Source organism: Parasphingorhabdus flavimaris, assembly GCF_013371215.1.
Taxonomy (GTDB): domain Bacteria; phylum Pseudomonadota; class Alphaproteobacteria; order Sphingomonadales; family Sphingomonadaceae; genus Parasphingorhabdus; species Parasphingorhabdus flavimaris.
Genome location: NZ_JABWMH010000003.1, coordinates 191,614 through 216,265, shown reverse-complemented (window position 1 = coordinate 216,265; position 24,652 = coordinate 191,614). Strand labels below are relative to the sequence as shown.

Annotated in this window: 28 protein-coding genes and 1 tRNA gene; 12 read left to right on the top strand and 17 right to left on the bottom strand. The window is 56.6% G+C overall.

Annotated elements, in window-relative coordinates:
• Positions 1–8 precede the first annotated feature (8 nt).
• Both HUO14_RS09950 and HUO14_RS09945 read right to left on the bottom strand, forming a co-directional pair.
• Positions 9–1,139 carry a Re/Si-specific NAD(P)(+) transhydrogenase subunit alpha gene (locus HUO14_RS09950; protein ID WP_176279751.1) on the bottom strand — a complete coding sequence of 377 codons (1,131 nt, stop codon included), beginning with the start codon at positions 1,137–1,139 and terminating at the stop codon, positions 9–11.
• A 16-nt stretch (positions 1,140–1,155) separates the two neighbouring features.
• Complete coding sequence (locus HUO14_RS09945; RefSeq protein WP_176279750.1) at positions 1,156–1,278, bottom strand: aa3-type cytochrome c oxidase subunit IV; 123 nt, start codon at positions 1,276–1,278, stop codon at positions 1,156–1,158.
• A gap of 168 nt (positions 1,279–1,446) precedes the next feature.
• Between HUO14_RS09945 and HUO14_RS09940 the strand changes: the two genes are divergently transcribed.
• Both HUO14_RS09940 and HUO14_RS09935 read left to right on the top strand, forming a co-directional pair.
• Entirely contained in the window at positions 1,447–2,874 is a 1,428-nt protein-coding gene (locus tag HUO14_RS09940) for a sigma-54-dependent transcriptional regulator (RefSeq protein ID WP_176279749.1), read from the top strand.
• 127 nt (positions 2,875–3,001) lie between these two features.
• On the top strand, positions 3,002–3,607 hold the full coding sequence (locus tag HUO14_RS09935) for a hypothetical protein (RefSeq protein WP_176279748.1): 606 nt from the start codon (positions 3,002–3,004) through the stop codon (positions 3,605–3,607).
• A 45-nt stretch (positions 3,608–3,652) separates the two neighbouring features.
• On the opposite strand, the gene HUO14_RS09930 is transcribed toward HUO14_RS09935, so the two are convergent.
• Together HUO14_RS09930 and HUO14_RS09925 are read right to left on the bottom strand one after the other, a co-directional pair.
• Positions 3,653–5,086, bottom strand: coding sequence for a DEAD/DEAH box helicase (locus HUO14_RS09930; RefSeq protein ID WP_176279747.1), 1,434 nt, complete (start codon positions 5,084–5,086; stop codon positions 3,653–3,655).
• A 108-nt stretch (positions 5,087–5,194) separates the two neighbouring features.
• Positions 5,195–5,695, bottom strand: a complete 501-nt coding sequence (locus tag HUO14_RS09925) for a hypothetical protein (protein WP_176279746.1) — start codon at positions 5,693–5,695, stop codon at positions 5,195–5,197.
• A 178-nt stretch (positions 5,696–5,873) separates the two neighbouring features.
• Between HUO14_RS09925 and HUO14_RS09920 the strand changes: the two genes are divergently transcribed.
• Positions 5,874–7,322 (top strand): FAD-binding oxidoreductase, encoded by a 1,449-nt coding sequence (locus HUO14_RS09920; protein ID WP_176279745.1) that lies wholly within the window; start codon positions 5,874–5,876, stop codon positions 7,320–7,322.
• A gap of 51 nt (positions 7,323–7,373) precedes the next feature.
• Positions 7,374–8,159 (top strand): SapC family protein, encoded by a 786-nt coding sequence (locus HUO14_RS09915; protein ID WP_176279744.1) that lies wholly within the window; start codon positions 7,374–7,376, stop codon positions 8,157–8,159.
• Between the two features lie 228 nt (positions 8,160–8,387).
• Here HUO14_RS09915 and HUO14_RS09910 read toward each other — a convergent pair whose 3' ends face one another.
• Positions 8,388–9,281, bottom strand: a complete 894-nt coding sequence (locus tag HUO14_RS09910; RefSeq protein ID WP_176279743.1) for an N-formylglutamate amidohydrolase — start codon at positions 9,279–9,281, stop codon at positions 8,388–8,390.
• 132 nt (positions 9,282–9,413) lie between these two features.
• On the opposite strand from HUO14_RS09910, the gene cpdR reads away from it, so the two are divergent.
• Positions 9,414–9,791 carry a cell cycle two-component system response regulator CpdR gene (cpdR, locus tag HUO14_RS09905; protein WP_176279742.1) on the top strand — a complete coding sequence of 126 codons (378 nt, stop codon included), beginning with the start codon at positions 9,414–9,416 and terminating at the stop codon, positions 9,789–9,791.
• Between the two features lie 43 nt (positions 9,792–9,834).
• Positions 9,835–9,909 (top strand) — tRNA-Val (locus HUO14_RS09900).
• 19 nt (positions 9,910–9,928) lie between these two features.
• On the opposite strand, the gene HUO14_RS09895 is transcribed toward HUO14_RS09900, so the two are convergent.
• The 4 genes from HUO14_RS09895 to rpmF form a co-directional block, all read right to left on the bottom strand.
• Complete coding sequence (locus HUO14_RS09895; RefSeq protein WP_176279741.1) at positions 9,929–10,969, bottom strand: helix-turn-helix domain-containing protein; 1,041 nt, start codon at positions 10,967–10,969, stop codon at positions 9,929–9,931.
• Between the two features lie 112 nt (positions 10,970–11,081).
• Positions 11,082–12,053, bottom strand: a complete 972-nt coding sequence (locus HUO14_RS09890; protein ID WP_176279740.1) for a beta-ketoacyl-ACP synthase III — start codon at positions 12,051–12,053, stop codon at positions 11,082–11,084.
• Positions 12,050–13,093 carry a phosphate acyltransferase PlsX gene (gene plsX / locus HUO14_RS09885; protein WP_176279739.1) on the bottom strand — a complete coding sequence of 348 codons (1,044 nt, stop codon included), beginning with the start codon at positions 13,091–13,093 and terminating at the stop codon, positions 12,050–12,052. The genes HUO14_RS09890 and plsX overlap by 4 nt, the downstream gene beginning before the upstream one ends.
• Positions 13,094–13,145: 52 nt before the next feature.
• A complete protein-coding gene (gene rpmF, locus HUO14_RS09880) occupies positions 13,146–13,325 on the bottom strand; it encodes a 50S ribosomal protein L32 (protein WP_176279738.1) in 180 nt (59 codons plus the stop codon).
• 197 nt (positions 13,326–13,522) lie between these two features.
• Between rpmF and HUO14_RS09875 the strand changes: the two genes are divergently transcribed.
• A complete protein-coding gene (locus HUO14_RS09875) occupies positions 13,523–13,918 on the top strand; it encodes an MAPEG family protein (RefSeq protein ID WP_176279737.1) in 396 nt (131 codons plus the stop codon).
• Between the two features lie 112 nt (positions 13,919–14,030).
• Here the strand turns inward: HUO14_RS09875 and HUO14_RS09870 are convergent, their stop codons facing one another.
• From HUO14_RS09870 to HUO14_RS09860, 3 genes are all read right to left on the bottom strand, one after another.
• Positions 14,031–14,711: a hypothetical protein gene (locus tag HUO14_RS09870; RefSeq protein WP_176279736.1), complete on the bottom strand. Its 681-nt coding sequence runs from the start codon at positions 14,709–14,711 to the stop codon at positions 14,031–14,033.
• A gap of 94 nt (positions 14,712–14,805) precedes the next feature.
• Positions 14,806–15,468 (bottom strand): MBL fold metallo-hydrolase, encoded by a 663-nt coding sequence (locus HUO14_RS09865; protein ID WP_176279735.1) that lies wholly within the window; start codon positions 15,466–15,468, stop codon positions 14,806–14,808.
• Between the two features lie 56 nt (positions 15,469–15,524).
• A complete protein-coding gene (locus tag HUO14_RS09860) occupies positions 15,525–16,235 on the bottom strand; it encodes a S24 family peptidase (RefSeq protein ID WP_176279734.1) in 711 nt (236 codons plus the stop codon).
• An 83-nt stretch (positions 16,236–16,318) separates the two neighbouring features.
• On the opposite strand from HUO14_RS09860, the gene HUO14_RS09855 reads away from it, so the two are divergent.
• Together HUO14_RS09855 and HUO14_RS09850 are read left to right on the top strand one after the other, a co-directional pair.
• Entirely contained in the window at positions 16,319–16,507 is a 189-nt protein-coding gene (locus HUO14_RS09855) for a hypothetical protein (protein WP_176279733.1), read from the top strand.
• 40 nt (positions 16,508–16,547) lie between these two features.
• Positions 16,548–16,841 (top strand): hypothetical protein, encoded by a 294-nt coding sequence (locus HUO14_RS09850; protein ID WP_176279732.1) that lies wholly within the window; start codon positions 16,548–16,550, stop codon positions 16,839–16,841.
• 3 nt (positions 16,842–16,844) lie between these two features.
• Here the strand turns inward: HUO14_RS09850 and HUO14_RS09845 are convergent, their stop codons facing one another.
• Positions 16,845–17,873 carry a hypothetical protein gene (locus tag HUO14_RS09845; RefSeq protein ID WP_176279731.1) on the bottom strand — a complete coding sequence of 343 codons (1,029 nt, stop codon included), beginning with the start codon at positions 17,871–17,873 and terminating at the stop codon, positions 16,845–16,847.
• 37 nt (positions 17,874–17,910) lie between these two features.
• Positions 17,911–19,143, bottom strand: a complete 1,233-nt coding sequence (locus HUO14_RS09840) for a TIGR04063 family PEP-CTERM/XrtA system glycosyltransferase (RefSeq protein ID WP_176279730.1) — start codon at positions 19,141–19,143, stop codon at positions 17,911–17,913.
• Between the two features lie 109 nt (positions 19,144–19,252).
• Here HUO14_RS09840 and HUO14_RS09835 point away from each other — a divergent pair, with 109 nt between their 5' ends.
• Genes HUO14_RS09835 through HUO14_RS09825 form a run of 3 tightly spaced genes read left to right on the top strand, consistent with a single transcriptional unit; the run spans position 19,253 to position 21,841 of the window.
• Positions 19,253–19,420: a hypothetical protein gene (locus HUO14_RS09835; RefSeq protein ID WP_176279729.1), complete on the top strand. Its 168-nt coding sequence runs from the start codon at positions 19,253–19,255 to the stop codon at positions 19,418–19,420.
• Positions 19,413–20,825, top strand: a complete 1,413-nt coding sequence (locus HUO14_RS09830; protein ID WP_176279728.1) for a putative O-glycosylation ligase, exosortase A system-associated — start codon at positions 19,413–19,415, stop codon at positions 20,823–20,825. The genes HUO14_RS09835 and HUO14_RS09830 overlap by 8 nt, the downstream gene beginning before the upstream one ends.
• A 35-nt stretch (positions 20,826–20,860) precedes the next feature.
• On the top strand, positions 20,861–21,841 hold the full coding sequence (locus HUO14_RS09825; protein WP_176279727.1) for a dipeptide epimerase: 981 nt from the start codon (positions 20,861–20,863) through the stop codon (positions 21,839–21,841).
• Here the strand turns inward: HUO14_RS09825 and HUO14_RS09820 are convergent.
• From HUO14_RS09820 to HUO14_RS09810, 3 genes are all read right to left on the bottom strand, one after another.
• On the bottom strand, positions 21,838–22,131 hold the full coding sequence (locus HUO14_RS09820; RefSeq protein ID WP_176279726.1) for a putative quinol monooxygenase: 294 nt from the start codon (positions 22,129–22,131) through the stop codon (positions 21,838–21,840). The two genes, HUO14_RS09825 and HUO14_RS09820, sit on opposite strands and share 4 nt — an antisense overlap.
• 62 nt (positions 22,132–22,193) lie before the next feature.
• Positions 22,194–23,372 carry an acetyl-CoA C-acyltransferase gene (locus tag HUO14_RS09815; protein WP_176279725.1) on the bottom strand — a complete coding sequence of 393 codons (1,179 nt, stop codon included), beginning with the start codon at positions 23,370–23,372 and terminating at the stop codon, positions 22,194–22,196.
• Between the two features lie 109 nt (positions 23,373–23,481).
• On the bottom strand, positions 23,482–24,648 hold the full coding sequence (locus HUO14_RS09810; protein WP_343046086.1) for a mechanosensitive ion channel family protein: 1,167 nt from the start codon (positions 24,646–24,648) through the stop codon (positions 23,482–23,484).
• Between the last annotated feature and the right edge of the window lie 4 nt (positions 24,649–24,652).

Here is a 24,652-nt window from a genome sequence, read left to right as displayed (position 1 = left end):
TCTAACCCCTATTTCGCCAGAAGGCGCTCGTTCACAACCTTGCCATCCTTGGTCAGGCGTATGCCAATCGTCACTTCATCATCATCGGGCAGAACCGGCCGCTTGGCCTCTTCGTCCCAGTAAGCGCTGAGGAAATTATAGAGATTGCGCGAGAACAGAGCGGAACTGTCCGCCGCCATGCTCGACGGCATGTTGTTTGCGCCGATAATCTTGACGCCGTGCTTCTCGACCACTTTGCCGGCAACCGCACCTTCGACATTGCCGCCTTGCTCTGCCGCGAGATCGACAATCACGCTGCCGGTCCGCATTGTCGCGATCTGCGCGTCGGAGATCAGACGCGGCGCGGGACGACCGGGGATCAGCGCGGTAGTGATGACGATATCCTGTTTGGCGATATGGGCGGAGACCAGTTCGGCTTGCGCTTTCTGATATTTCTCGCTCATTTCGGTGGCATAGCCGCCGGTGCCTTCGCCTTCGATGCCTTCGACCGATTCAACAAAAATCGGTTTCGCGCCGAGCGACTTGATCTGCTCCTTGGTCGCGGCCCGGACGTCGGTCGCACTGACCTGAGCGCCAAGGCGCCGGGCGGTGGCGATCGCCTGCAGGCCGGCAACGCCGACCCCCATGATGAAGCAACGCGCGGCGGAAACCGTGCCGGCTGCGGTCATCATCATCGGAAAGACCCGGCCATAATGGGCGGCGGCTTCGAGAACAGATTTATAGCCCGACAGATTGGATTGCGAGGAAAGGATATCCATCGACTGCGCGCGGGTGATCCGCGGCATGAATTCCATCGCCAGCGCATCAATGCCCAGCTTGGCATAGGCGTCGACGCGTTTGCGTTCGCCGAACGGATTGAGGCTGGCAACCAGCCATGCACCCTTCTTGATGCCCTTCAGTGACTCAGGCTCTGGTCCCTGCACCGCCAGGACAATGTCGGCATCTTTCAATACCGCTTGCCTGATGCCGATTGTCGCGCCCATGTCCTGATAGTCCTTGTCGGCAACCGACGCCGAAACACCCGCTCCCTTTTCGACGGCCAGAGACGCACCCAGTGCAATGAATTTCTTGACCGTTTCCGGCGACGCGCTGACGCGCTTCTCGCCATCGGCGAGTTCTTTCAAAACCGCGATTTTCACAAAATATTCCAATCAGTTAGGAAATAAGAACAACCACCAATATTGTCACAATGATGGTAGCAACCGTACCGACCTTCAGCAGCGATAGAAAACGGGCGTAGGATTCTTCCGCTGCGTCAAAATTATTATCCGATGTCATGATATCCCCATATTATCGTTCAAAACAGGCGCGAGGTGTAACCGTATATTAGTCGCTGCTCAAGCCCTAGCCAGTGTCATATTAAATAGAAAATTTATTCACCCCTTAATCGGCTCTTTACCGGTTGCCGCTAATGATGTGCCTCATATTGGGACAATCGGGATAAAAATGGTACAAAACGGCACTAAATTACTGCTGCTGATCGATGATGAGCCTGCGCAATGCCGGCTGATTTCCGCGCTCGCTTCCCGGGCGGGATTCCGCACAATCTACGCCCGTGACGCAGAGACCGCGATTGCGACGCTCGGCACGCAGGATGGCATGATGCTCGACGCCATCATCCTCGACCATTGGGTGCCGGGTTCCGAAGCCACCGAACTGATCACCGAACTGAAATCCCGCCGGCCCGCCTTGCCGGTTCTGATGCTGACAGCGGTCGGCTCGATCGCCGAAGCGGTCGATGCCGTGCGCGCCGGTGCCACCGATTATCTGATCAAACCTGTTGCCCCGGAACTCATGCTCAATGCGCTCAACGCCGCGGTGGAATCCGCTCGGGACGACGGCGAACTGCGTCCGCTCAGCGAGAAAATCTCGGCACCGCTCGAATTTGAGGAAATTGTCGGCGCTGCCCCGGCCTTCCGCGCAGCCCTCGCCATCGCTGCCAAGGCGGCCCGCGCCCGGGTTCCGGTGCTGATCGAAGGCGAAGGCGGAGTCGGCAAGGAAGTCATCGCCGACGCCATCCACGCCGCCAGCCCCCGTGCCAAACAGCCGATGCTCAAGCTCAATTGCGGTGCAATCACCGGCAACCTGCTCGATTCCATCCTCTTCGGCCACGAAAAAGGTGCATTCACCGGGGCGTTCGACCGCAAGATCGGCCTGCTTCAGCAAGCCGAAGGCGGCACGATATTCCTCGACGAGGTCGACCGGATTCCGCCGGAAACACAGGTCCGCCTGCTGCGCTTCCTGAAACATTCCGATATCCAGCCGCTCGGCAGCCCGAACAGCTTCCAGCTCGATGTCCGGATCATTGCCGCGACCAATCGCAAGCTGCTGCTGGAAGTCGAAAAAGACAATTTCCGCGAAGATCTCTATTACCAGATGAATGTCGTGCAGTTGACCATCCCGCCATTGCGCGACCGGACCGGCGACATTCCGGCCCTCGCCCGGCATTTCCTCGCTCGCCTCGCGTTGCAGCCGGGCCTGCGCAGCTTGGGCATTACCGACGAAGCGCTCAATCTGCTGCGCAGCTATCGCTGGCCGGGCAATGTCCGCCAGCTGCAGAGCGTATTGTTTCGCGCTGCGGTCATGTGCGACCGAAATGCCCTGACCTGCGAGGAATTCCCGCAAATCGCCTCCTTTGTTGCCGAATCCGGCGATAGTCAGCCGCATCTCGTCCGCAGTCCGGAAGGGATCGGGATCACGCTTTATTGCGAGGATGGCAATTTGCGGCCGCTGGAAGAAATCGAGGCCGACGTCATCCGCCTTGCGATCGGCCATTATCGGGGCCGGATGACCGAAGTCGCGCGGCGGCTGGGGATTGGACGCTCCACTCTCTATCGCAAGCTGGCCGACCTTGGCATTGATAATGCCGCGTAATTAAACGGTTTTTTTGTTGGATATCCGGTTGGATCCTGTTGGATTTGACATTTTCGGCCAAAATCGGTTTTCGCGAAATCCAACATCGCCATTGATGTTTGGCACCGCCGGTCTTAAGTCTGCTTGCATGAAAAACATGCTTCCAACTCTTCCATTCGGCGCGACCCTGACGCTCGCGCTTCTTCTCTCGGCCTGCGGAAAACAGGAAGCGGTGGGCGATGTTCCATCCAGCGAAGAATTGGCGCAACAGGCCGATGCTGCCAGCCAGGCGATCCGCGACGAAGCGGATGCGGCCGAAGGCGATGGCGCGACAAGCGCGGTCGATCTCGCCACTCTCGACAGCTATGCCAACGCCCTGCGCGGTTACACGATCATGGTGCCCGGCGCCTGGACCGTCGACCAAGCGTCCAGCGACGACAATGGCCGGGTCTATACTGACCCCGAAAGCGGTGCAAAACTGGCCGTTAGCTGGGTTGAAAATCGCGAAGATGCGGCCTGGAGCAAAGCTGTCCAGACCGTCGAGGACGGCAGCGAGACCATGGAAGGCGCGCCGGTCGGCAAGAATGAATATCGCGCTTCAGGCATTTCGACCAACGGTCAGAAATCAAGCCAGCGAATGCTGCGCAAGCCCGACGGGACAATGGTCCGGGCGGAAATCAGCTATGCCACCGATCAGGCCCAATCGACCGACCCGTTGGCGAAAACGATATTGGACAGCCTGACCCTGCAATAGCAGCGGCTATCGCGGACTGATCTGGCGTAGAATCGGGAAACCTGTCTAGCGGTTGAGCTTGGCGTCCAGAAAACTGGGCATCGGGCCGTTCCAGCCATCATCCGCCCCGTCGTCATTGCCGCTCTGAACCACTTTCGGTTTTTCGTCCCGGACCCTGGCAGCGCGCGCCGGCTTCTTGGGCGCGTCATCTTGCCGCGACGGCTTTGGAGTATCGTCCTGCTCCGCCTTTTTCGGCCGGTCATCCTGCCGTGGTTTCTTCGCTGCATCATCACGCCGTGGCGCTCTTGATTTCGCAGGGACAGGCTTGTCCGAAGCGGATTTCGCCGGAGCCTTGTCGGCCGGCATGTTGCCGCCTTTGCTGCCCTTGCGTTCGGTACGGACCGGAATTGTCATGCCGGTCAGCTTCTGGATGCTGTCGACGTGTTCTGCATCGCTGCGGGTCACAAAGGTGATCGCAACGCCGGTGGCACCAGCACGGCCGGTGCGGCCGATCCGGTGAATATAGTCATCCGGATGCCATGGAATATCATAGTTTATGACATGGCTGACGCCCTTGATATCGAGCCCGCGGGCGGCGACATCGGACGCGCACAAAATATTGATTTCACCGGACTTGAACCGGTCCAGCTCCGCGAGACGCGAGCTTTGGTCCATGTCGCCGTGGATCTGCCCGGCATCAAAACCGTCCTTGCGCAGGCTCTGGCAGAGGTCACGAACCTCGGTCTTCCGATTGCAGAAAATGATCGCGGTATCTACGCCCTCATGGTCCAATATGTCGACGATCAGCTTGCGCTTGGCCTTTGGAGAAACCTCCATCAGCGATTGATCGATCGAGGTATTGGCCGTGGCCGGCCGGGAGACCTCGATATATTTCGGATTGCTCAGAAACTGGTCCGACAGCCGCTTGATGGGTGGCGGCATGGTCGCCGAGAACAGCATCGTCTGGCGGGTCGCCGGCAGTTTCGAGCAGATTGATTCGATATCGGGAATAAAGCCCATGTCGAGCATCCGGTCCGCTTCATCGATGACCAGCAATTCACAGCCCGACATCAATATCCGTCCGCGATCGAACAGATCCATCAACCGGCCCGGAGTCGCGATCAATACGTCGACGCCTTTTTCCAGCGCCTTGATCTGGTCGCCCATCGAAACACCGCCGATAAGCAGGGCCATGCTGAGATTGTGGTTCTTGCCATATTTCTCGAAATTTTCTGCAACTTGCGCAGCCAGTTCGCGGGTTGGCTCAAGGATCAGCGACCGCGGCATCCGCGCACGCGAGCGGCCATGCGCCAAAATGTCGATCATCGGCAGCACAAAGCTTGCCGTCTTGCCGGTGCCGGTCTGGGCAATGCCGATGATATCTTTCATCATCAATACAGGTGGTATGGCTTGGGCCTGAATCGGCGTCGGCTCGTCATAGCCGGCTTCGGCCACGGATTTGAGCAGTTCTTCAGACAGGCCGAGATCGGCAAATTTCATAGTGTTTCCGGAAAAATATAGGATGCAACCTTGCATCCTGTCTTAGCCTCTTGGACTAAGCGCGGCAATGACCGCATATCCCGAATTTGTCAAGTTTTCTCGCTTGATCTAGCGTTCCGGGACAAGTTCTCTAAATCGTTCAATCTCACATTTGGCTCCGGTCCGCGAGTGCAATATATCGCGCCCCGCGCACATTTTGCCGTCCGCCGATTTCTCCATATAGAAGCCGGAATAGAAACTGCGCGCCTGGCAATTTTCTTCGAGCTGCGCACGGACACGTCTGCGGTCTTGGGTCACCAGATCGAGAAATTGGTCCGAAAACATCTGCACGCCCAGAATATTGTTCATCGGCAGGCATTTGCCGATTTTCTTTTCCCGATAGCTCTGTCGCGGAATTTCACGCGAAAAATCGGCTCTCGGAGACACCTGATTCGGACGACGACGCGGCACCCGGATGATCACCCGCTTTTCGATTCGGACCTGGGCATATGCAGGCGGACGCGCCGGAACAAAGGTCCTGCCCGCTTCGGCAGATGAGTCATCCACCGGCTGAATACCGCGCGTTTCCGGCACGGAGAGCAGCAATATCGCTATAAGTGAGAAGCTCACCAAAATCCCTTAATTAACCGTTGGCTTTGCTATACCAGTGACGATTGAATATTGCATGAACTGACAAATTGCCAATCATCCTCTTCCTGCGGCAACCTGACCGTCCCGGCTTCCCGGTAAAATCAGGATCGGATGCAGGACGAGAAGAGATTGGCCCTGACACGCGAGGAGCAACGGCATGCCGAAAACGGTGAATTGGCAGGAACAGATGCAGTCGGTTGTGGGCGCCAAGGGTTTTACCAGCGCTGCAGACGACATGTCTCCCTGGCTCACCGACTGGCGCGGCCGTTACACCGGCGCCGCTGCAGCGATGATTTCGCCGGGCAGCACGCAAGAAACAGCAGAGATACTCAAAATCGCGAATGAAAATAGCGTCGCGATCGTTCCGCAGGGCGGCAATAGCGGCATGGTCGGTGGCGCAACTCCTGACGACAGCGGGCAATCGATTCTCCTGTCTCTTCGCCGCATGAACCGGATTCGGGCGATAGAATCGGGAGACCAGCTGGTCCTGTGCGAGGCCGGCGTGATCCTTCAAAATTTGCACGAAGCCCTGGCAGATGAAGGACAGCGATTTCCGCTCACGCTCGGAGGCAAAGGCTCTGCCACGGTCGGCGGACTGATTTCCACCAATGCGGGCGGCACCCAGGTGCTCCGCCACGGAACGATGCGGGCGCTGGTCGCCGGCATCGAAGCGGTGCTGCCCGACGGCACGATTCTCGAAGGCCTTGCTGCTCTGAAAAAGGACAATCGCGGCTATGACCTGAAACAATTGCTCATTGGCGGCGAGGGCACTTTGGGTGTTGTCACCGCCGCGACGCTGAGGACAGTGCCCGCGCTGATCGACCGCTGCGTTGCCTGGATCGCAGTTGACAGCACCGATGCGGCCTATCGCCTCTTTCAGTTTCTCAACCGCCGGACACCGCAATCGCTGGAAGGCTTTGAAATCATCCCCGAGACCTGCCTGGATTCGGTACTGCGCCACATTCCCGGAACCCGTCCGCCGCTGACTGGCGCGCATCGCTGGAATATTCTTGTCGAACTCGTGCGCGACCAGGCAGATGCGCAAGATCCGCGAACGGTGGCAGAAGCCCTTCTTGCCGAAGCGCTGGAGCTTGGCCTGATCGAAGACGCAACGCTTGCGGCCAGCGAACAGCAGGCGGAGGATTTCTGGAAAATCCGGGATTCCATTTCAGAAGCAGAACGCGCCGGCGGCCCCGCCCTGCAACATGATATCAGCGTTCCGGTTCCGAAAATGGCACGGTTCATCAACGAGGCATCTCCGGTTATCGAAGCGAAATTTCCCGGTACCAAAGTCGCCGCATTCGGACATATGGGCGATGGCAACGTCCACCTTCACGTGAAGGCACCACCCGGCGTGCAACCATTGGAATGGATGCGAGATTATGGAAATCGGATTACGCCGCTGGTTCATGATCTCGTGATCGCAGCCGGTGGTTCGATATCGGCGGAACACGGGATCGGACAAAATAAACGCGCGGAACTGGAGCGATTGTCGTCGCCGGGACGACTCGCCATGATGCGCGCAATAAAAACGGCAATCGATCCCAAGAACATTATGAACCCGGGCAAACTCGTTCCCCTTGCGTCTGGCCATTCAGGCTCTTAAAGCCAAGTCAACTAATTCGGTCTCAACAGTCATTTTTTCGGAGAAACAAACATGGCGAGCACGCCGCAAGCACAAGCCCTACCAATGTTCTACAAGGATCTCGTTCCGCTCAATTCCAATGAGCATGCGAAATGGAAAGTCAAAGGGCTCGACAACGCATCCTTCATGCAGTCGCAGCATGCCATTCCGATCACCTGTGACGAATTTATCAATGCAGCGCGCAATTATCCGATCGTATTCTCGGTTGGAGAAAATAGTGTCCCGCTGATCCTCATGGGCCTGAACGAAGGTGTGAACACTTTCATGGACGACGAAGGCCGTTTCAGCGAGCCAGCCTATGTCCCCGCCTATGTTCGCCGCTATCCATTCATGCTCGCCAAATTGCGGCCGGATGCTGACGAATTGTCGCTCTGCTTCGACCCGACAACGGATGCCATCGGTGATTACAAAGAAGGCGACGCACTTTTTGACAAGGATCAGCCAAGCGAGACCACAAAGAATATCTTGAATTTTTGCGAGCAGTTCGAACAGGCGGGCCAACGGACCGGACAGTTTGTCCAGGAACTGGAAAAGCTGGGTTTGCTGATGGATGGTGAAGTCTCGATCCAGCAGACCGGAGTCGAAAAGCCGTTCGTATATCGCGGTTTCAAAATGGTCGATGAAGAGAAATTGCGCGAGCTGCGCGGTGATGAACTCCGCAAGATCAACCAGAATGGCATGTTGCCGTTGATCTACGCCCATCTCTTTTCGCTCCAGCTGATGCGCGAAGTTTTCGCGCGCCAGGTCGGCGCTGGCAAAATGCCACAAGTGACCGAAGCGCCTTCGGTTCAAGTCTGACCGGTTCACGGACCTATCAATCTATCCGGTCCGGTTGAATCGGACCGGATGGAAAAGAATAATTTTCCGGCAAAAGGGTCTTGCAACTGGTTGCTGTTGCACCCACATTATGGTTGTACGGGTCCGCATCCCCCGATCGGATCCATACAGGCATTTCCTTGAAATGCCACCTCCCTGAACCTTGGCCACCTCGCCGATCCGGCGAGGTGGTTTTTTATTGGGAAACCCTCACTCCGCTGCCTCAAGCTGGAAACGACCCGATAGCTGGTCAGCTAACATCACACAGCAATTCCGGATCAATTCCGAAATAGGACCGGCTGCGTCCGTCGGCTCGCGCAGGCTTTCGTCAAGATATAATGCTCGGTCGACTTCGAGCTGCAAGGCGTGAACGTTTCGCGCAGGCTTGCCGTGACGTTCCAGAATATAGCCCCCGGAATAGGGGTGATTGGTCTGGACGTGATAACCGCCCCGGCGGAAATGCACCGCTGCCAGTTCCGCATAGCGAGAATCACAGCTGCGCCCGAAGCGATCGCCGATGACAAAGCCGATCTGGCGACGATCCTGATCAAATACCGACGGCATGCTGTGCAGGTCCAGGAGCAGCGCGCCTCCAAAGACGGACTGTATCTGGGCGAGAATATGCGCGATCTTGACATGATAGGGTTCATGGTCCTGTTCGATGCGATCCATGACATGCCGATGCGGCCATTTCTCCCGCCAAAGATTTCCCGCACCGTGCAGACGACGCGGCAATATACCCAGACCTCCCCTTACCTTTCGGCTGATATGGGATGTCTGCGAGGGATCCATCCCGGCGACCATTTCCGGGTCAATTTCGGCGGGACTGCGATTGAGATCCAGCCATGCCCTTGGCTTTCGCGCAACGATCAGCGGAAAGCCGGCTGCCGCGGCTGACGCCGCCAGACGATCGACGTAGCGATCTTCCAACCGGAGCAAATGGGACGCCGGAACATTCAGGTTGTCGATGAGCCGGGACGGATAATCCCGCCCGGCATGGGGCACGCTGACCAGCACCGGGAATTTCAACATGTCGACATTGGCAAGAGAATAAGTGGAAACTTCGCTCGAATGTCCGCTGGAACCGGCGTTAGGCATGTTCATGCTCCAAAAAACCTGCATATTCCTTTGAAAATATCATCCATTCCCAGAAAAAATTAACCGATTTGCACTTATACAGCGGTCTCGGCATAATGGCCGGTCTGAAATCAGACATATTCTGGAAGGCGCGACAATATGATCAGAATTCTCCTCGCGGAAGATGAACAAGCAATGCGTGAACATCTTACACGGGCACTCGAGAAAGCCAACTACGAAGTCGTGGCGGTGGATCGCGGAACTGCTGCGGTGCCATTGCTCGAATCGGAACGGTTTGATCTGCTTCTGACCGACATCGTCATGCCGGAAATGGACGGGATCGAGCTTGCACAACATTGCGCTTCGGTCTGCCCGGACACCCAGGTCATGTTCATTACCGGATTTTCCGGCGTAACATTGCGCGCCGGACAGTCGGTTCCAAAGGCCAAGATTTTGTCGAAACCCTTCCATTTGCGGGATCTGGTTCTGGAGGTTGACCGCTTGTTTGAACCGGACAGTATCAGCGACTTGAATTAGGCCTTGCGCCAGTCGAAGCGGCTGGCTAGACGGCCTCCAGCGTGGGCGTATAGCTCAGTGGTAGAGCACTTCGTTGACATCGAAGGGGTCGGGAGTTCAACTCTCTCTACGCCCACCATTTCCCGATATTCATATTTTCAGGCAGCCAGCGCCGTTGACGCGCAGGCGTCCTGGCTGGGCGGGTGGCCATACCAGCTTGTATAGGCGCGCGTGAAAGCGCTTAGCTCGCTGTAACCCAGCTTTGCGGCTATTTCAGAGAGGTTGCGGGTTCCCTCGAGAAAATAGAGGTTGCACGTATCCCGCCGGACCTGCTCGAGCAGCTGGCGATAGGACAGACCCTCCGCAACCAGTTTACGCCGCAGGGTACGCTCTGCCATTCCGAATGTCATCGCTGCCGCGTCGAGACTGAGACCGGATTTGTCCAGCAGATGCAGTAGATATTCATAGGTCAGCTTCGCGATATTTTCGCGCTCGAATCGGCCTCGCGCAAAAATCGCCCTCTGGCGTCCCGTGGCTGAAATTATCTCCGGATTATGTTGCGGCATCGGCCTTGCCATCGCCATCGGATGATATTCGAGATAGTTGGAAGGCCTGTTGAAATAGCAGGGAACCGGATCGTCCCGTAAGTTTCTTTCCGGTAGGCACCTGAAACCATCGGGCCTCGGGTGGGCGAAATGCACCGCCTTCACCGTACGGAAGCGCCCGTCGGACAGCACTTCGCCGCTGTGATAGATAAGCGAAAAGACAATGTGGATGAGATCCGGCGAAACGGGCCGGTCATGATTCCACACCAGCCGGTCGTCCGAGGACAAGGACAAGAGCTTTACCGTCGGCTTCTCGCCACCCAGCCCCTGCTCTTCGACGAGCTGGAGCAGCGCTTCGCCGAAACTGGGTTGGAAATGAGCGGCAAAGCCAAGGTCGGAAAAGCAGCGCGGCACCATGTTCTTGCCGATGGCAGAATGAATATCCGTACGATTGAGTTCGTCTCTTGTCGCCGCACACAGGCTGGCAATAGCGTCATCGCCCAACTGGAAGCCGGGGTCGCGTAATTCCGGCTCGGAACATTGCAGCGCATCCAACAGCTGGGGCTTGCGGGCCTGAAGCGCGTGGCAGCTCAGGTAGGCGCGATAGAGAAACTGGGCGGAAATCGTCAAACTTGTGGATATCGGATATGCCATGCGGCCAAGCTAAAGGCCAATCCTCGTCTATCTCAACAGGCTTTCGATAAAGATGTAAAATTGTCGACGAACACGCCGCCCCTGCACCAATCTGCGCATGAAGAAAATATCTTCAATATCGGATGACCGAGGCGCCCCACGTAAATCCGCCGCCCATAGCCTCCAGAACGAGCAAATCGCCGACCTTGATACGACCATCGCGCACCGCAGTATCCAGAGCCAATGGCACCGATGCTGCCGATGTATTGGCGTGAATATCGACGGTCTTGATCACCTTCTCCGGTGCCAGGTTCAGCTTTTTGGCAGTAGCGTCCAATATGCGGGCGTTGGCCTGATGCGGCACCACCCAGTCGACATCTCCGATCGACTGGCCCGATTCTTCGAGTACTTCATTCAAGACCGCAGACAGGTTGACGACAGCATGACGAAACACCTCGCGGCCTTTCATGCGCAGTTTTCCAACCGTTCCGGTGGTTCCGGCTCCGCCGTCGACATAGAGCAGCTGGTTATGGGCGCCGTCAGCATGCAAACGCGTCGCCAGAACGCCGCTTTCGCCATGTTCCGCCGAAAGCACGATCGCGCCGGCACCATCGCCAAACAGCACACAGGTGCCGCGATCTTCCCAGTCGAGGATACGGCTGAAAGTTTCCGCGCCAATCACCAGCGCATTTGTCGCGCTACCCGCCCGGATCATGCTTTCCGCAACCGAAAGCGCGTAAAGAAAGCCCGAACAAACTGCAGCAACGTCAAATGCAACGCAGCCATTGCAGCCGAGCGCATCCTGAACGATGGTAGCCGTCGCCGGGAATGTCTGGTCTGGTGTCGCAGTCGCGACGATGATCAGATCGATGTCAGCACTGTTGAAACCCGCTGCCTGCATGGCTTTTTTGGCGGCTTCGATCGCAAGAGTCGATGTGGTCTCGTCATCTTCGGCAATATGCCGGAACCGGATGCCGGTTCGCTCGACAATCCATTCATCTGTTGTATCCACCCGCTGCGCGAGATCGGCGTTGGAGACCCGGGTGCGCGGCAAAGCAGAACCGGTCCCCTTGATCACCGCACGCTTGGCAGCAGTAACGCTCATTTCGCCACCTCGGCAACCGGAGACGTTTCGCTGATTTTTTTCAGATCTTCGCTGATACGTTCCAGGATACTGTCCTCCACCAGCCGAGCGGCGACTTCGACAGCATTGGCGACGCCTTTTGCATCAGCGCTACCGTGACTTTTTACGACCACACCATTCAGCCCCAGAAACACCGCGCCATTATGATTATTGGGATCGAGCTGGTCGCGCAGCATTTCGGTGGCTGGTCGCGATATCAGAAATCCGATCTTCGAACGCAGGCTACTCAGAAAACTCCGCTTCAGCAGGTCGGTGACAAAGCGCGCAGTTCCTTCAAGCGCCTTCAGCGCTACATTGCCCGAGAAACCGTCGGTCACGATCACATCGACCTCGCCGGTCGATATTTTGTCGGCTTCGGTAAACCCGAGAAAATCCATATGCAGACCGCCAGCGCCTTTCAGCGTTGCGGCGGCTTCCTGGATCGTGCCGGTACCTTTGGCTTCTTCGGTCCCGATATTCAGCAGCTTCACTCTGGGCCGGTCAAAACCGTGCATGATCCGGCTGTAGGCCGCACCCATGACCGCGAACTGCACCAGATTCCGGCTGTTGCATTCGGTGTTTGCACCGAGGTCGAGCATTACGACATCGGTTTCTTTCATCGTCGGGAGCAGTGCTGACAGTGCGGGGCGGTCGATACCCGGCATCGTGCGCAGCGCCAATTTGGCAATGGCCATGAGCGCACCGGTATTACCGGCGCTCACAGCTGCGCTGACTTCGCCGGTCTTCACGGCATTGACAGCCATGCCCATCGATGTGGTTTTGGAACCGCGCAGCGCTTGCCCGGGCTTGTCATCACCGGACACCACGTCCGGCGCATGCAATATGTCGGATGCCGCGCTGAGATTGGGATGATCCTTGAGCGCTTCTCTGATCTGCGCTTCATCACCGACGAAAAGAAACTGAAAGCCGGCATGACGGTGACGCGCGAGAGCTGCGCCTGCGACCATCACGCGCGCGCCTTCATCTCCGCCCATCGCATCAATCGCGATTCGCGGCCTCATTCCCACCAGTTATTCCCCTTGATTGCGCGTCAGAAGTCCGGAGACTAGCTGATTAAAGATCAGCGGCCAAGACTTCACGGCCATTATAATGGCCGCAAGCTCCGCACATGTGGTGCGGACGCTTCAATTCACCGCAATTCGGACATTCCTGATATGCTTCGACCTTCAAAGCATCATGAGACCGGCGCATACCGCGTTTCGACGGTGTAGTTTTTCTTTTTGGTACAGCCATTGCTAAGCCTGTTCTATAAATTTAATGTCAAATGCCTGCATCCAAGCCAAACATTCCAGTCTCCGCTTCGTTGGAGAATCACCTGGTTCAAGTTCGACGGATTGCACGCGAAGTGGCGCGTATAATGAATTTCCTGTGCGTTGCAAGCATTGTGCTTCTATAGACGGGCTATAATTTTCATACAACTGGGGGACAGGATGATTTTACCGATAACATTGACGATAGCGGGCGCTGCTGCGCTGATAAATATCTGGCTGATGATCCGCGTGGGACAGGTCAGGGGCAGCGAGAAGGTCAGCATAGGCGACGGCGGCAACGAGAAAGTCATCCGCCGCATGCGCGCGCACAGCAATTATATCGAAAGCGCGCCCTTCGTGGTTCTGCTGGTTGCAGCTATTGAATTGGCCAGCACAACATCCCCCACATGGCTCTGGATCGTCAGCGGCCTCTATCTGCTCGGCCGCGTCGCGCACGGGGTTGGTATGGATAACGGAAAATTCGGCAAAGGCCGGATGGTCGGTACGATTATCACCATGCTGACGCTTCTCGGGCTGGGGGTCTATTCAATCGCAATCCCTTATTTGGGGGGATAAGCACGAAAATTTGCTTCGGACGGAAAAGGCAGCATTACGAACTCAATAGCGGTCGTTCCCATTGGTTCGACCTACAGTCCGAAAAGGGCGCGCGAGCGAACTCTCGCGCGCCCTATATTGGTCCAGGTTTTCTCGCGTATTTGTTGAGAAAAATCATTATCATTACCGGGGCAACCACGAGCGGCCCAAATAATAACACCGCGACAGGCATATCAAGCTCGGCATATATTTCGGCCAATGGCGCGCGAACGGCAATGATAAAGGCCCAGATCATGCGGGCCAAATGACGGCGTAGCCTTAGTACAGGGCGTCGATGGGCGTTGCGAAAGAAATGCACATCTCCGGCGAGCAATATTATGGGAATGACCAATATAACCAACGGGCCAATGGCCGGGATGTTTCCGGCTATGATTTGCGGAATAGCCATGGTGAGAAATATGCCGACAACGAAAATCTCGAATACGAAAAGTCCGTATTCCATCATTTCAATCTTCTTGGTAGTGGGCTTCAGGGCCAGAATGGCGGTGCCGACGGCATATACAGCGGTAAGGGCAGCGACAAAAAGCGGCGGAGCCATGCGCACTGATAGCAAAATCAATGAAGTGATGGCGACGAGCAGAATACAGCTAGCAAAGCTTCTGCCAGCTAGAATATGAACGTTGCTCCCCTTTCGGGTCGCCAAGGCAATGATGGCGGCTAGCAGGCCGATTATCCCGATTGCAATATGCCCATAGTAGCTCAAGGCATCGAACGGGGCTGGATTGGATAAATCAACCGGATCAACAGGTATCATCAATAATCCTTCAGCTATTTTGAGAACTATCTATATCCCTTGTGGCTTATGCTGCAATCAATGTCCACTATCGGCCCAATTGCCCTCCTACCTGCTATCGCGCCGCCAGAACATCGTCGGCGACAAACGCATTGGTTTTCCGCTCATAGCCAAATTGGCTTGTCGGCCCATGGCCCGGAATGAAGGTCACGTCATCACCCAGCGGCCAGAGCTTCTGGGTGATCGCGTCGATCAGGTCCTGATGGTTGCCACGGGGAAAGTCGGTGCGACCGATCGATCCCTGGAAGATGACATCGCCGACCACCGCCAGCCGTGACGGTTGATGATAGAATATCACATGGCCCGGCGTGTGGCCGGGGCAATGGATCACGTCGAGCACCAGATCGCCAACGGTCACCTGGTCACCGTCTTCCAGCCAGCGATCCGGCACAAAGCTCTTCGCTTCCATGCCATAGCGCGCGCCATCGCCGTCGAGCTGGTCGATCCAGAACAGATCGTCCTTGTGAGGCCCTTCAATCGGGATACCCAGTTCTTCGGCCAGCATCCCTGCCTGCCCGCAATGATCGAGATGGCCGTGGGTGATGATGATCTTCTCCAGATCCACGCCATGCTCTTCAACCGCTGCCTTCAGCCGGTTCAGATCGCCGCCGGGGTCGCTCAATGCGGCCTTGTTGGTTTTGGTGCACCAGAGGAGCGTGCAATTTTGCTGGAGCGGGGTGACCGGAATAATCACGGCCTTTAAGGGTGCTTCTGTCATGTCAGACTATTTGGCGACAACGCCCACAAGTTGCAACCCGTCTGTTCACCAGCCGATTAAAGCCGCCGTCCGGTCCAGACGACCCGGCCAATGATGTTCACGCTTTCCGGACTGACATCATCCCAGTCCGGATATTGGGGATTGTCGCTCCGAATCGACAATTTTCCCGAAGGCCCCATGGCGACACGCTTGACCAGAAGCACATCATCCATACGCAGCACATAGATGCCGTCGCGCAACGGTCGGGACGAAGCGCTGTGATCGACCATGATATCATCGCCATCGCCCAGGGTCGGCTGCATCGAATCGCCATCCACGGCAATCAACGACAAGTCTGCAGGGTCGAGGCCCAGTCGCCTGAGCCATTTCGGCCCGAAGCCCATCGATTCGGCATATTCATCATCCGCCAGTGATCCCGGACCGGCCGAAGCACCGACCTGCAATTGCCTGATCCGGAGCAAGGCAGACGATGCGCCACGACCGCCCTGCCCGGCGGCGCGCTGCTTGGGCGCACCCAGCACATCTTCCTCGACCCCGTAAAATTCCGCGAGCCTGCGCCGATCATTCTCGTCGAGCTTTCTCGGGGAACCACGCCGGATATATTGCTGGATATAGGCTGGATTTTTGCCAAGCATTTTCGAAACGGCGGCAAAATCATGGCCGTTTTTGCGGATCAGGTCTTCCAGATTGGCGCGCGGGTCTGAGGTCACAATAGAGCCAACATAGTTGCTCTGGCCGGAATAGGCAATAGGATTTTTCCTAGCCATGTAGGAAATCAGATTTCAAATAGGAATTTCCCTATTCATCGAGTCGCCATTTCGCGCGACGAGCAGCGAGAAGGAGATTGCCAATGCCATTGTTGCGAAAAATCGAGATATTTCTGAAAGAGACCAACATGCCCTGGACCAAATTCGGCCGGCTGTCGGTCCGCGATCCACGCTTTGTCGAAGACCTGCGGAACGGGCGCCAGCCCGGCAAGACCGTATCGGACCGGGTAGAATATTTCATGAACTTGTGGCGCGCCGACCATGCGCGTTGATCCGGCGCGTTTGCAAAGCTGCCGAAAAGATCCCGGCTCCTTGCTTGTCCGTCAAATCGAGGCGCTGGCGGGCAATCGGGCCAGCGTCACTCTGGAACGGGAGCGTCCCTGGGCAAGCATAACTTTTTCCGGTACGCGCCACAGCTTTGCCATCCGTTGGACGGACCCTGCCGACCTTGCTGCTTTACAAAATCTGGCCACAACATTGCCGGACCACGAATTCGCAATCCCCGGCCATTTCATCGCCGATCTATTGGTAACCGAACAAACGGAAACTCATTTGCTGGTGGAGGCCCTCTCGATCATCGATCCCGTCGAGAGCAATGATAGATAGCAATTATCGCTGCGCCGTCATGCGCTCCAGGGTACCGAGCGCAGCTTTCAGGGCCTCATCCATATCGGCCTGCCGATGGTCCTGAAAATCGTCTTCGGAAGATGCGACCGACCGTAGCGGAGCGATGGTAACCGGGACAGGTTCTTCGGGTGCCTGAACTGGTGGCATATCTTCTTCGACAGCGTGAGATGGAGCAACCGGGCTTTCCGGCGGCGGAGCACCCCGGACACGGGATTCGAGCGCTTCAAGTCGACGAAGGCCTGCTTCCAGACGGTCGGCAAGCTGCGCAAGAGACAGAACTGTCAAATCCTCGCGAGGAGCAACCGTTTCTTCGGCTTGTGAAACATCTTCATGCTGGGCCGGTGCTGGTGCCGGCGCTGGCACCGGTTCCGGCTCGGGTGACGAATGCAGAGTCTTCTCGGCAACAAACGGAGCGGGCGTCACCGGATGCGGAGCAGATGGCTCCTCGAATTCAACGTGATCCTGCGCCATCTCAGGCTGCTCGAACGGCTTGATTTTCTCGGCCAGCGGAGCGCCCAGATCAGAGGAGGCGAATATCGGCTGGCGCACAGGAGCGTCGGGATGGCTATCCGCAGGCCTGACATTTGGCAGATCCTTCAGCTCGGTCACCTGACCAGCCGACTTCTTTGGCTTTTTAAGAAATTTGGTAAGAGATTTGGCCGAGAAATTCAGCTTCGGCACGGAAAAACCCGATTTGCCATCCCGCTCCTTGTCCATTGTTTCCGAGGTCAGGTTTCTGCGAATTGCCAAGCTCATATCGGAGCCTCCTTCAATAGATTTCGTTTTGTAATTCAGGAACAGATAGAGGGCCGAAGTGCACACCAGGCCCGCCAAAACGGCAACGAGGCCGCGAGCTGTATTGCCCAGAGGCGGCGCTGCGGCGGGGACGATTTCGGAGAGCCCGGTCGCCCCGATGATGCTTTCAAGATAGACATGTGGCAGAGTGGCGACCACAAGCGCCGCCGCAATACCGCCGGCGATAGCCATCGCGGGCTGTTTAAACCGAGCCATGTGCTGCTCCATCGGGTCCACATCATTCTCCACCAGTTCAGGCTGCGCGATCATAGGATTTGCGCGCAATCAACCTTTGGTAAACAGGAGTGTAACGCAAAATGTTTGATGACCAGTTACGATCCGCTTCAACAAATTTTCTCGCTTTTTCAATAGTTTGAGGCCAGCCTGCACTGTGATCGAGCAAATCGGCCAGCTTTGCGGCAATTTTTTCAGCGTCCCCCGCCGGAAAAAGCGTGCCGGTAACACCGTCTGTAATCAGCTCCCGGTGACCGCCGACATCAGATGCCGCTACCAGCCGGCCCTGCGCCATCGCTTCCAGCGGCTTGAGCGGGGTTACCAGGTCGGTGAGCCGCATCGATTTGCGCGGATAGACCATGATGTCCATCAAGCCGTAATATCGCTCCACTTCCGCATGGGGCACCCGCCCGGTGAAGGTCACTGCCGTGCCGACTCCCAATCGTTTCACCTGTGCCTTCAACGCATCCTCCATCGGACCGCCGCCGACCAGCAGCAGATGGATGTCCGGCTGAGAGCGCTGAATCATCGGCAGCGCCGCGATCAGATCGTCGAGACCCTCATAGTCATAAAAGCTGCCGATAAATCCCAGCACAGGCTTTTCTTTCAATCCCAGTTGGGCCAGCAGTTCGTCATCGCGCGCAGGCGGTTCTCCGAACAGCTCGAGATCGACACCATTTGGCGAAATGGTAATTTTGTCCGACTTCACGCCCCGCGCCATCAGATCGGACCGCAGGCCTTCACAGATCACCGCGACCGCGTCCGCGCCGTTGATCACATGATTTTCCAGCTGCCGCGTCAGCCAGTAGCGCGGACTGTTCACCTTGCCCGTACCGTTGCCCACAGCGGCATCTTCCCAGAAGGCCCGAATTTCGTAAACCAGCGGCAGGCCCGATTTTTCCGCGGCGCGCAAGGCAGCGAGTCCGTTGAGAGCGGGCGAGTGAGCATGCAATATGTCGGGCTGCCATTCACGAATAACCTGATCGATCCGCTCTGCCAGCACCGCAACTTCACGCCATTCCCGTATCGGTGATGGCCCCTGAACCTGATCAAGGGTGCGGAAGAACTGAAGGCCATCGGCCTCTTCGAGAGGCTGCTCCGCGACATAGCCATGCTGGTTCTGGCGAACACCGGTAACAGCCGCGACCGTCAGGCCACTGGCCATTTGTGCCTTCATGATCGCACGGGTACGGAAACAATAGCCACTGTGCAGGGGCAGGCTGTGATCGAGAATATGGAGAATACGCGTCATGGCATAAAGCCTTGCCAAAAAAGGATTAACGTCCCGTCAACCCAATGTCTGTATCGCGCGATAATAGAAGAGCGTGTTTTTGCCGCTCGTGCCTGGATGGATTGGTTCGATGATAGACAATTTTTCTATCGCTGTGACGCATGGCTTGCTGCTGCTTGCGATGTGGCGCCTGATCCATCGCGACGATCTCGACGTCGAAGAACCGCCCGAACGCAACAAGGAACCTGACGGCTTTTTAAAGCCACCGTCTGGCAGCGGGTCGCACTCCGATGCGTGATCTCATCTTTGTCGGATATATCGTGGCGATGCTGTTCCTCGCCTTCAAGCGACCCTTTCTGTTCACTCTGATCTACGCTTATGTAGACATTGTAGCTCCTCAACGGCTGAGCTATTTCATGCTCAACTCGGTACCGCTGTCGTTGATCGTATTCGCTCTGGCCTTCCTCGGCTTCATGTTCGCCGACAACAAGCAGGACAGTCGCTTTTCCTTCCGGCAGGCCATGATGGTTCTGCTGCTCATCTATTGCGGATATACGACGCTGCAAGCGGAGGTTCCGGACGGGGCGCTGGAAAAATGGGACTGGGTCTGGAAGGCGCTGGTTTTCGCGATATTCCTGCCGCTGACCCTCAAGACCAAATTGCGGCTTGAAGCGCTCGCCCTGTTCATGGTGCTGTGCGCAGGGACTTTGATCATCACCGGTGGCATCAAGACACTGGCCTCTGGCGGTGGATATGGTGTGCTGGTTCTGCTGGTCGACAATAATGCCGGTCTGTACGAGGGCTCGATCATTTCGACGGTCGCGATCTGCATAATCCCGCTGATCCTCTGGCTCGCCAATCACGGCACGATTTTCCCGCCCGACTGGCGGGTAAAGGCTTTTGCCTATGCGCTGATCTTTGCTGCGCTGCTCATCCCGATCGGCACCCAGGCCCGAACCGGTCTGGTCTGCATCTTGGTACTGGCGGTACTGCAATTGCGTTTCGTCCGCTACCGGATGCTTTATGCAGGGCTTGCGATGGCGGTGGGACTCATGTCGATCCCGTTTCTTCCGCAAAGCTTCACCGAACGGATGGCGACGATCGAAAATTACGAAGCCGACCAGTCTGCGTCGACCCGTATCGCGGTGTGGCAATGGACAATCGATTACGCCAAAAACAACCCGTTCGGAGGCGGTTTTGAAGTCTACCGGATCAACAAGCTGACCTATGAATTGTCGGAAGTCGACGTCAGCCAATATGAAGAATGGGGGATCGATCCAGACGATGTCGACGCGCGATTGGTAGAGGATGAAGCGCGAGCATTCCACAGCAGCTATTTCGAGATGCTCGGCGAGCAGGGCTATCCCGGCCTGGTCCTGTGGATGTTGATCCACTTCGGTGGCCTGTGGCGAATGGAAGTACTGAGACGGAAATATTCGAAGTCAGAAAAGCAAGGCGAACAATGGGTTGCGCCTCTCGCCATTGCACTGCAGCATGGTCATATCATCTTTCTCGTCGGGGCGCTGTTCTTGGGCATCGCTTATCAGCCGTTTGTCTATATGCTGGTTGCGCTGCAGATTGGGCTCGACACCTATATGACGCGGAGGTCGGCGGAAGCGCAGTGGAAGCCGATCGCCAACCGATTGACCGGAGCGGCAAAACCGGGTGCCTTACCGCAGCCGCGCAGACCGTTCACAAATTGAGTGGCGCTTTCGCCAGCGTGCCGTAGAAGCGGAGCATGACGCTCACCGTTTCCGCCACCGTCGAAAGATGGCCTGTCGCTGGCTATTTCATCATCAGCCGGGGTGCCAAGGGTCATGTCGATGTCGTGCGGTGCGAAATATCGGACGGTGTACATATCGGGACGGCTGAGGCTACACCGATATATTACGAGGGCGAGAGCGCAGAACAATGTGCGCAGGAAATCATCGAATTCGCCGCCGAGAATTCCGAACTTGATCGCGCGACCCTGCTCCAGCACATGCCCCGGGGCGCCGCCCGCAACGCGCTGGATTGCGCCCTCTGGGACCTGGAGAGCCGACAAAAGAATATATCCCTCTGGCGACTGGCGAGCCTTCCGGAACCGATGCCCCTGATATCCGCCTTCACCATATCTCTGGGTAAACCCGAGATCATGGAAGCGCAGGCCCGCCAGGCAGCGTTCACCGGACAGAGACTGCTAAAACTGAAACTGTCGGGCGAGGACGACCATGAACGGGTCGCCGCCGTTCACCGCGGAGCCCCCGATGCCCGCCTGATTGTCGATGCCAATGAAAGCTGGAACGATCTCGATATTGCAGCCGAGGCAGCTTTGCTGGCACAATATTCTGTCGAATTGATCGAGCAGCCGGTCAGCGCCGGAAAGGAGCATCTGCTCAGCGGAGTACGATCACCGGTTCCTCTCTGCGCCGACGAAAGCTGCCACACCAGCGCCGATGTCGAGCGGCTTGCCCCTTATTATGACGTGATAAATATCAAGCTCGACAAAGCTGGCGGCCTGACCGAGGCGATAGCCATGGCCCATGCCGCACAGGCTATGGGATTGAAGATCATGGTCGGATGCATGTTGTCGACCTCGCTGGGAATCCGGCCAGCCTTTGCATTGGCGCAACTGGCGCACTGGGTTGACCTCGACGGGCCCCAGCTACTCGCAAAAGACCGCGCCGACGCCTTCCAGTTTGAATTTGGCAGGATATTGCCCGGCGATAGGCTGGATTAAAATCCGTCCAGATATTCGATCACGGGCGCGGCCGCCATGCATGGCGCCAGCTTCGGCCCGCTGGCCTTGAAGTGATCCGATTTACCGTGCGCTTCCAGCGCGGCCTGATCGACATAGCGCTCGAGCACTTTATATTGCTGCGGATTGTCCTTGCACTGAAACGCCGCGTAAAATTCATTGCCCGGTTCATTCGCGCTAACAGCCGCCATCAACTCCGAGAAAGCCGCTTCAAAATCGGCATTCTTGCCTTCTGCGACGGTTAGCGTCGCGACTACACCTATTGCTGCCATGATATATTCTCCTTGATGAAAAAGGGCCGGCGGTTTCCCGCCAGCCCCCTGTATTTCGGTTCCTAGAAAATCTCGAAAAGTCCGGCTGCACCCTGTCCGCCACCGATGCACATGGTGACCACGGCATATTTTGCGCCGCGACGCTTGCCTTCGATCAGCGCATGGCCGGTGCAACGGGCTCCGGTCATACCATAAGGGTGACCGATAGAGATCGAGCCGCCGTTGACGTTGAGAAGCTCGCCAGGAATGCCCAGCTTCTGCTGGCAATAGAGAACCTGCACAGCAAATGCCTCATTCAGTTCCCACAGACCGATATCGTCCATCTTCAAGCCATAGCGCTCGAGCAACTTGGGGATCGCGAAAACCGGACCAATGCCCATTTCATCAGGTTTGGTACCAGCAACAGCCATGCCGACATAGCGACCGAGCGGGTTCAATCCTGCTTTCTCTGCCGCCTTTGCTTCCATTATGACGCTGGCGGAGGAACCGTCGGAAAGCTGCGATGCGTTACCCGCGGTCACGATCTTGTCCGGGCCCAATACGGGCTTCAGCGACTGCAGGCCTTCAAGCGTCGTCGACGGGCGGTTGCCTTCGTCCTTGCTGATGGTGACTTCGACATGGGAAATTTCTTTAGTTTCCTTGTCCTGCACGCCCATGCTGGTCGTCACTTCAACGATTTCCGCGTCAAAATAGCCAGCGTCTTGTGCGGCTGCGGTGCGCATTTGCGATTGCAGAGCATATTCGTCACATTCTTCGCGGCCAATACCGTAACGCTCGGCGACAACTTCGGCGGTCTGAAGCATCGGCATGTAGATATCGTCGTGCATTTTCATCAGTTCACGATCCGGCTGCACCCGCATTTCCGGTGTCTGCACGGTCGAGATCGAATCCTGTCCGCCGCCGACAACCACGTCCATCATGTCCAGGGTCACCTGCTTGGATGCCGTAGCGATGGCCATCAGACCAGAGGAACATTGACGGTCGATCGTCATGCCTGGCACTTCGATCGGAAAGCCTGCGCGCAGGGCTACCTGCCGGGCAAGATTGCCGCCCTGTGATCCCTGCTGCAACGCACTGCCCCAGACCACATCGTCAATAGTGGCCGGGTCAATGCCCGCTCTTTCGATCGCGGCTTTGGCAGAATAATGCCCCAGTGTTGCACCGGTTGTCGTGTTGAAGGCGCCCTTATAGGCACGGCCTATAGGTGTACGGGCCGTAGAAACGATGACTGCGTCACGCATGATGATAATCCTTATGTTTTGTGTCAGATTCGATTTTGACGCCCATTGTCCCTATTAATTGGCCAATTAACAAGGGGTTTTTTCAACGCCGCGCTGCCGTTACGGAACGCTAGTCCTTGGTTGGCGGCAGCACAAATCCACCTTCCGGATAGGGCATGATCATTTCCCCATTCGGGGCGGAGGTGAAGGTCGTTTGCGTCGGATAGGCAAATTCCAGACCTTCTTCGTTGAATTTCTGCAAGATCGCCAGCCCGATCGTATGGCGTCCTTCGTAGACCACGTCATAGTCGCTGCTCATGATATCGAAATCGAGTTCGAAATTGATCGAGCTATCGCCGAAACCGACAAAGCCGGATCGAACAAAGACCGCTTCATTTTCTTCCACGATTTTTTTGAGAAGTGCCGGAATTCGGCGGGCCTCGTCAGGATTGGTCTGGTAAATCACACCAATGCCAAAGCGCGTCCGCCGTCTCGCCAGACGGGTCATATTGACGATTTCCTTGTCGAGCAGATTGGTGTTGGAAATGATGATTTCTTCACCGGTAGTTGCTCTCAGCCTAGTGCTTTTCAGGCCAATTTTCTCGATTGTTCCGATGGTATTGTCATAGGTGATTGTCTCTCCCCGACGGAACGGCTTGTCGAAAATAATAGAAAGCGCCGCAAACAGGTCTGAAAAAATGCCCTGAGCGGCGAGGCCGATGGCGATGCCGCCCACGCCGAGACCCGCAATCAGGCCGGTGACATTGACACCCAGATTATCAAGAATCATGATTGCCGCGATTGCAAAGAGCACGAACGTGACCAGCAGACGGATCAAGGTCATCGCGTTTTCCAGCGTTTCGTGCTGGTCCGGATCCTGCGAGGTCTTGCGGACGATCAGCCCGAGAATGATTTCACGAAGCCAGATCGCCACCTGAACCACCACCGATATCGTAAACAGGACATGGACAACGCGATCAAAGCTGGATGGCGCATTTGCAAAACTGACGACGAGCTCGGCCGACACCATCATCATGAAAAACTTGCTGGTACGGGAAATCGCCGTACCGATAATCGTGCGATAGCCGGTCAGGCCCTGATTGTTCCGGACATAGCGGGCAGCGAGACGCTTGACTGCGCCGAGCGCAAAGAAAATTGCGGTACCAATGACAACCGCGATGATCAATTCCACATAATGGGTGGTCAACCAGTCGGCGCCGTCCACGGTCATCCGCTGGATCGATGCCCCGATATCCGGCGCGGTAGGTACAAGGGCGGGTTCAGCTGTTTTTGTCATAAGC

Bases quoted from the DNA above. Each gene is read 5' to 3' on its own strand.
- HUO14_RS09940 (WP_176279749.1), top strand. From the start codon at position 1,447: ATGGTACAAAACGGCACTAAATTACTGCTGCTGATCGATGATGAGCCT.
- HUO14_RS09855 (WP_176279733.1), top strand. From the start codon at position 16,319: ATGCCATTGTTGCGAAAAATCGAGATATTTCTGAAAGAGACCAACATG.
- HUO14_RS09920 (WP_176279745.1), top strand. From the start codon at position 5,874: ATGCCGAAAACGGTGAATTGGCAGGAACAGATGCAGTCGGTTGTGGGC.
- HUO14_RS09860 (WP_176279734.1), bottom strand. From the start codon at position 16,235: ATGGCTAGGAAAAATCCTATTGCCTATTCCGGCCAGAGCAACTATGTT.
- HUO14_RS09895 (WP_176279741.1), bottom strand. From the start codon at position 10,969: ATGGCATATCCGATATCCACAAGTTTGACGATTTCCGCCCAGTTTCTC.
- HUO14_RS09890 (WP_176279740.1), bottom strand. From the start codon at position 12,053: ATGAGCGTTACTGCTGCCAAGCGTGCGGTGATCAAGGGGACCGGTTCT.
- HUO14_RS09835 (WP_176279729.1), top strand. From the start codon at position 19,253: ATGATAGACAATTTTTCTATCGCTGTGACGCATGGCTTGCTGCTGCTT.
- HUO14_RS09820 (WP_176279726.1), bottom strand. From the start codon at position 22,131: ATGGCAGCAATAGGTGTAGTCGCGACGCTAACCGTCGCAGAAGGCAAG.
- HUO14_RS09875 (WP_176279737.1), top strand. From the start codon at position 13,523: ATGATTTTACCGATAACATTGACGATAGCGGGCGCTGCTGCGCTGATA.
- HUO14_RS09845 (WP_176279731.1), bottom strand. From the start codon at position 17,873: ATGGCTCGGTTTAAACAGCCCGCGATGGCTATCGCCGGCGGTATTGCG.
- HUO14_RS09915 (WP_176279744.1), top strand. From the start codon at position 7,374: ATGGCGAGCACGCCGCAAGCACAAGCCCTACCAATGTTCTACAAGGAT.
- plsX (WP_176279739.1), bottom strand. From the start codon at position 13,093: ATGAGGCCGCGAATCGCGATTGATGCGATGGGCGGAGATGAAGGCGCG.
- HUO14_RS09910 (WP_176279743.1), bottom strand. From the start codon at position 9,281: ATGAACATGCCTAACGCCGGTTCCAGCGGACATTCGAGCGAAGTTTCC.
- HUO14_RS09830 (WP_176279728.1), top strand. From the start codon at position 19,413: ATGCGTGATCTCATCTTTGTCGGATATATCGTGGCGATGCTGTTCCTC.
- HUO14_RS09935 (WP_176279748.1), top strand. From the start codon at position 3,002: ATGAAAAACATGCTTCCAACTCTTCCATTCGGCGCGACCCTGACGCTC.
- HUO14_RS09870 (WP_176279736.1), bottom strand. From the start codon at position 14,711: ATGATACCTGTTGATCCGGTTGATTTATCCAATCCAGCCCCGTTCGAT.
- HUO14_RS09930 (WP_176279747.1), bottom strand. From the start codon at position 5,086: ATGAAATTTGCCGATCTCGGCCTGTCTGAAGAACTGCTCAAATCCGTG.
- HUO14_RS09815 (WP_176279725.1), bottom strand. From the start codon at position 23,372: ATGCGTGACGCAGTCATCGTTTCTACGGCCCGTACACCTATAGGCCGT.
- HUO14_RS09810 (WP_343046086.1), bottom strand. From the start codon at position 24,648: ATGACAAAAACAGCTGAACCCGCCCTTGTACCTACCGCGCCGGATATC.
- HUO14_RS09825 (WP_176279727.1), top strand. From the start codon at position 20,861: ATGACGCTCACCGTTTCCGCCACCGTCGAAAGATGGCCTGTCGCTGGC.
- HUO14_RS09840 (WP_176279730.1), bottom strand. From the start codon at position 19,143: ATGACGCGTATTCTCCATATTCTCGATCACAGCCTGCCCCTGCACAGT.
- rpmF (WP_176279738.1), bottom strand. From the start codon at position 13,325: ATGGCTGTACCAAAAAGAAAAACTACACCGTCGAAACGCGGTATGCGC.
- HUO14_RS09865 (WP_176279735.1), bottom strand. From the start codon at position 15,468: ATGACAGAAGCACCCTTAAAGGCCGTGATTATTCCGGTCACCCCGCTC.
- cpdR (WP_176279742.1), top strand. From the start codon at position 9,414: ATGATCAGAATTCTCCTCGCGGAAGATGAACAAGCAATGCGTGAACAT.
- HUO14_RS09945 (WP_176279750.1), bottom strand. From the start codon at position 1,278: ATGACATCGGATAATAATTTTGACGCAGCGGAAGAATCCTACGCCCGT.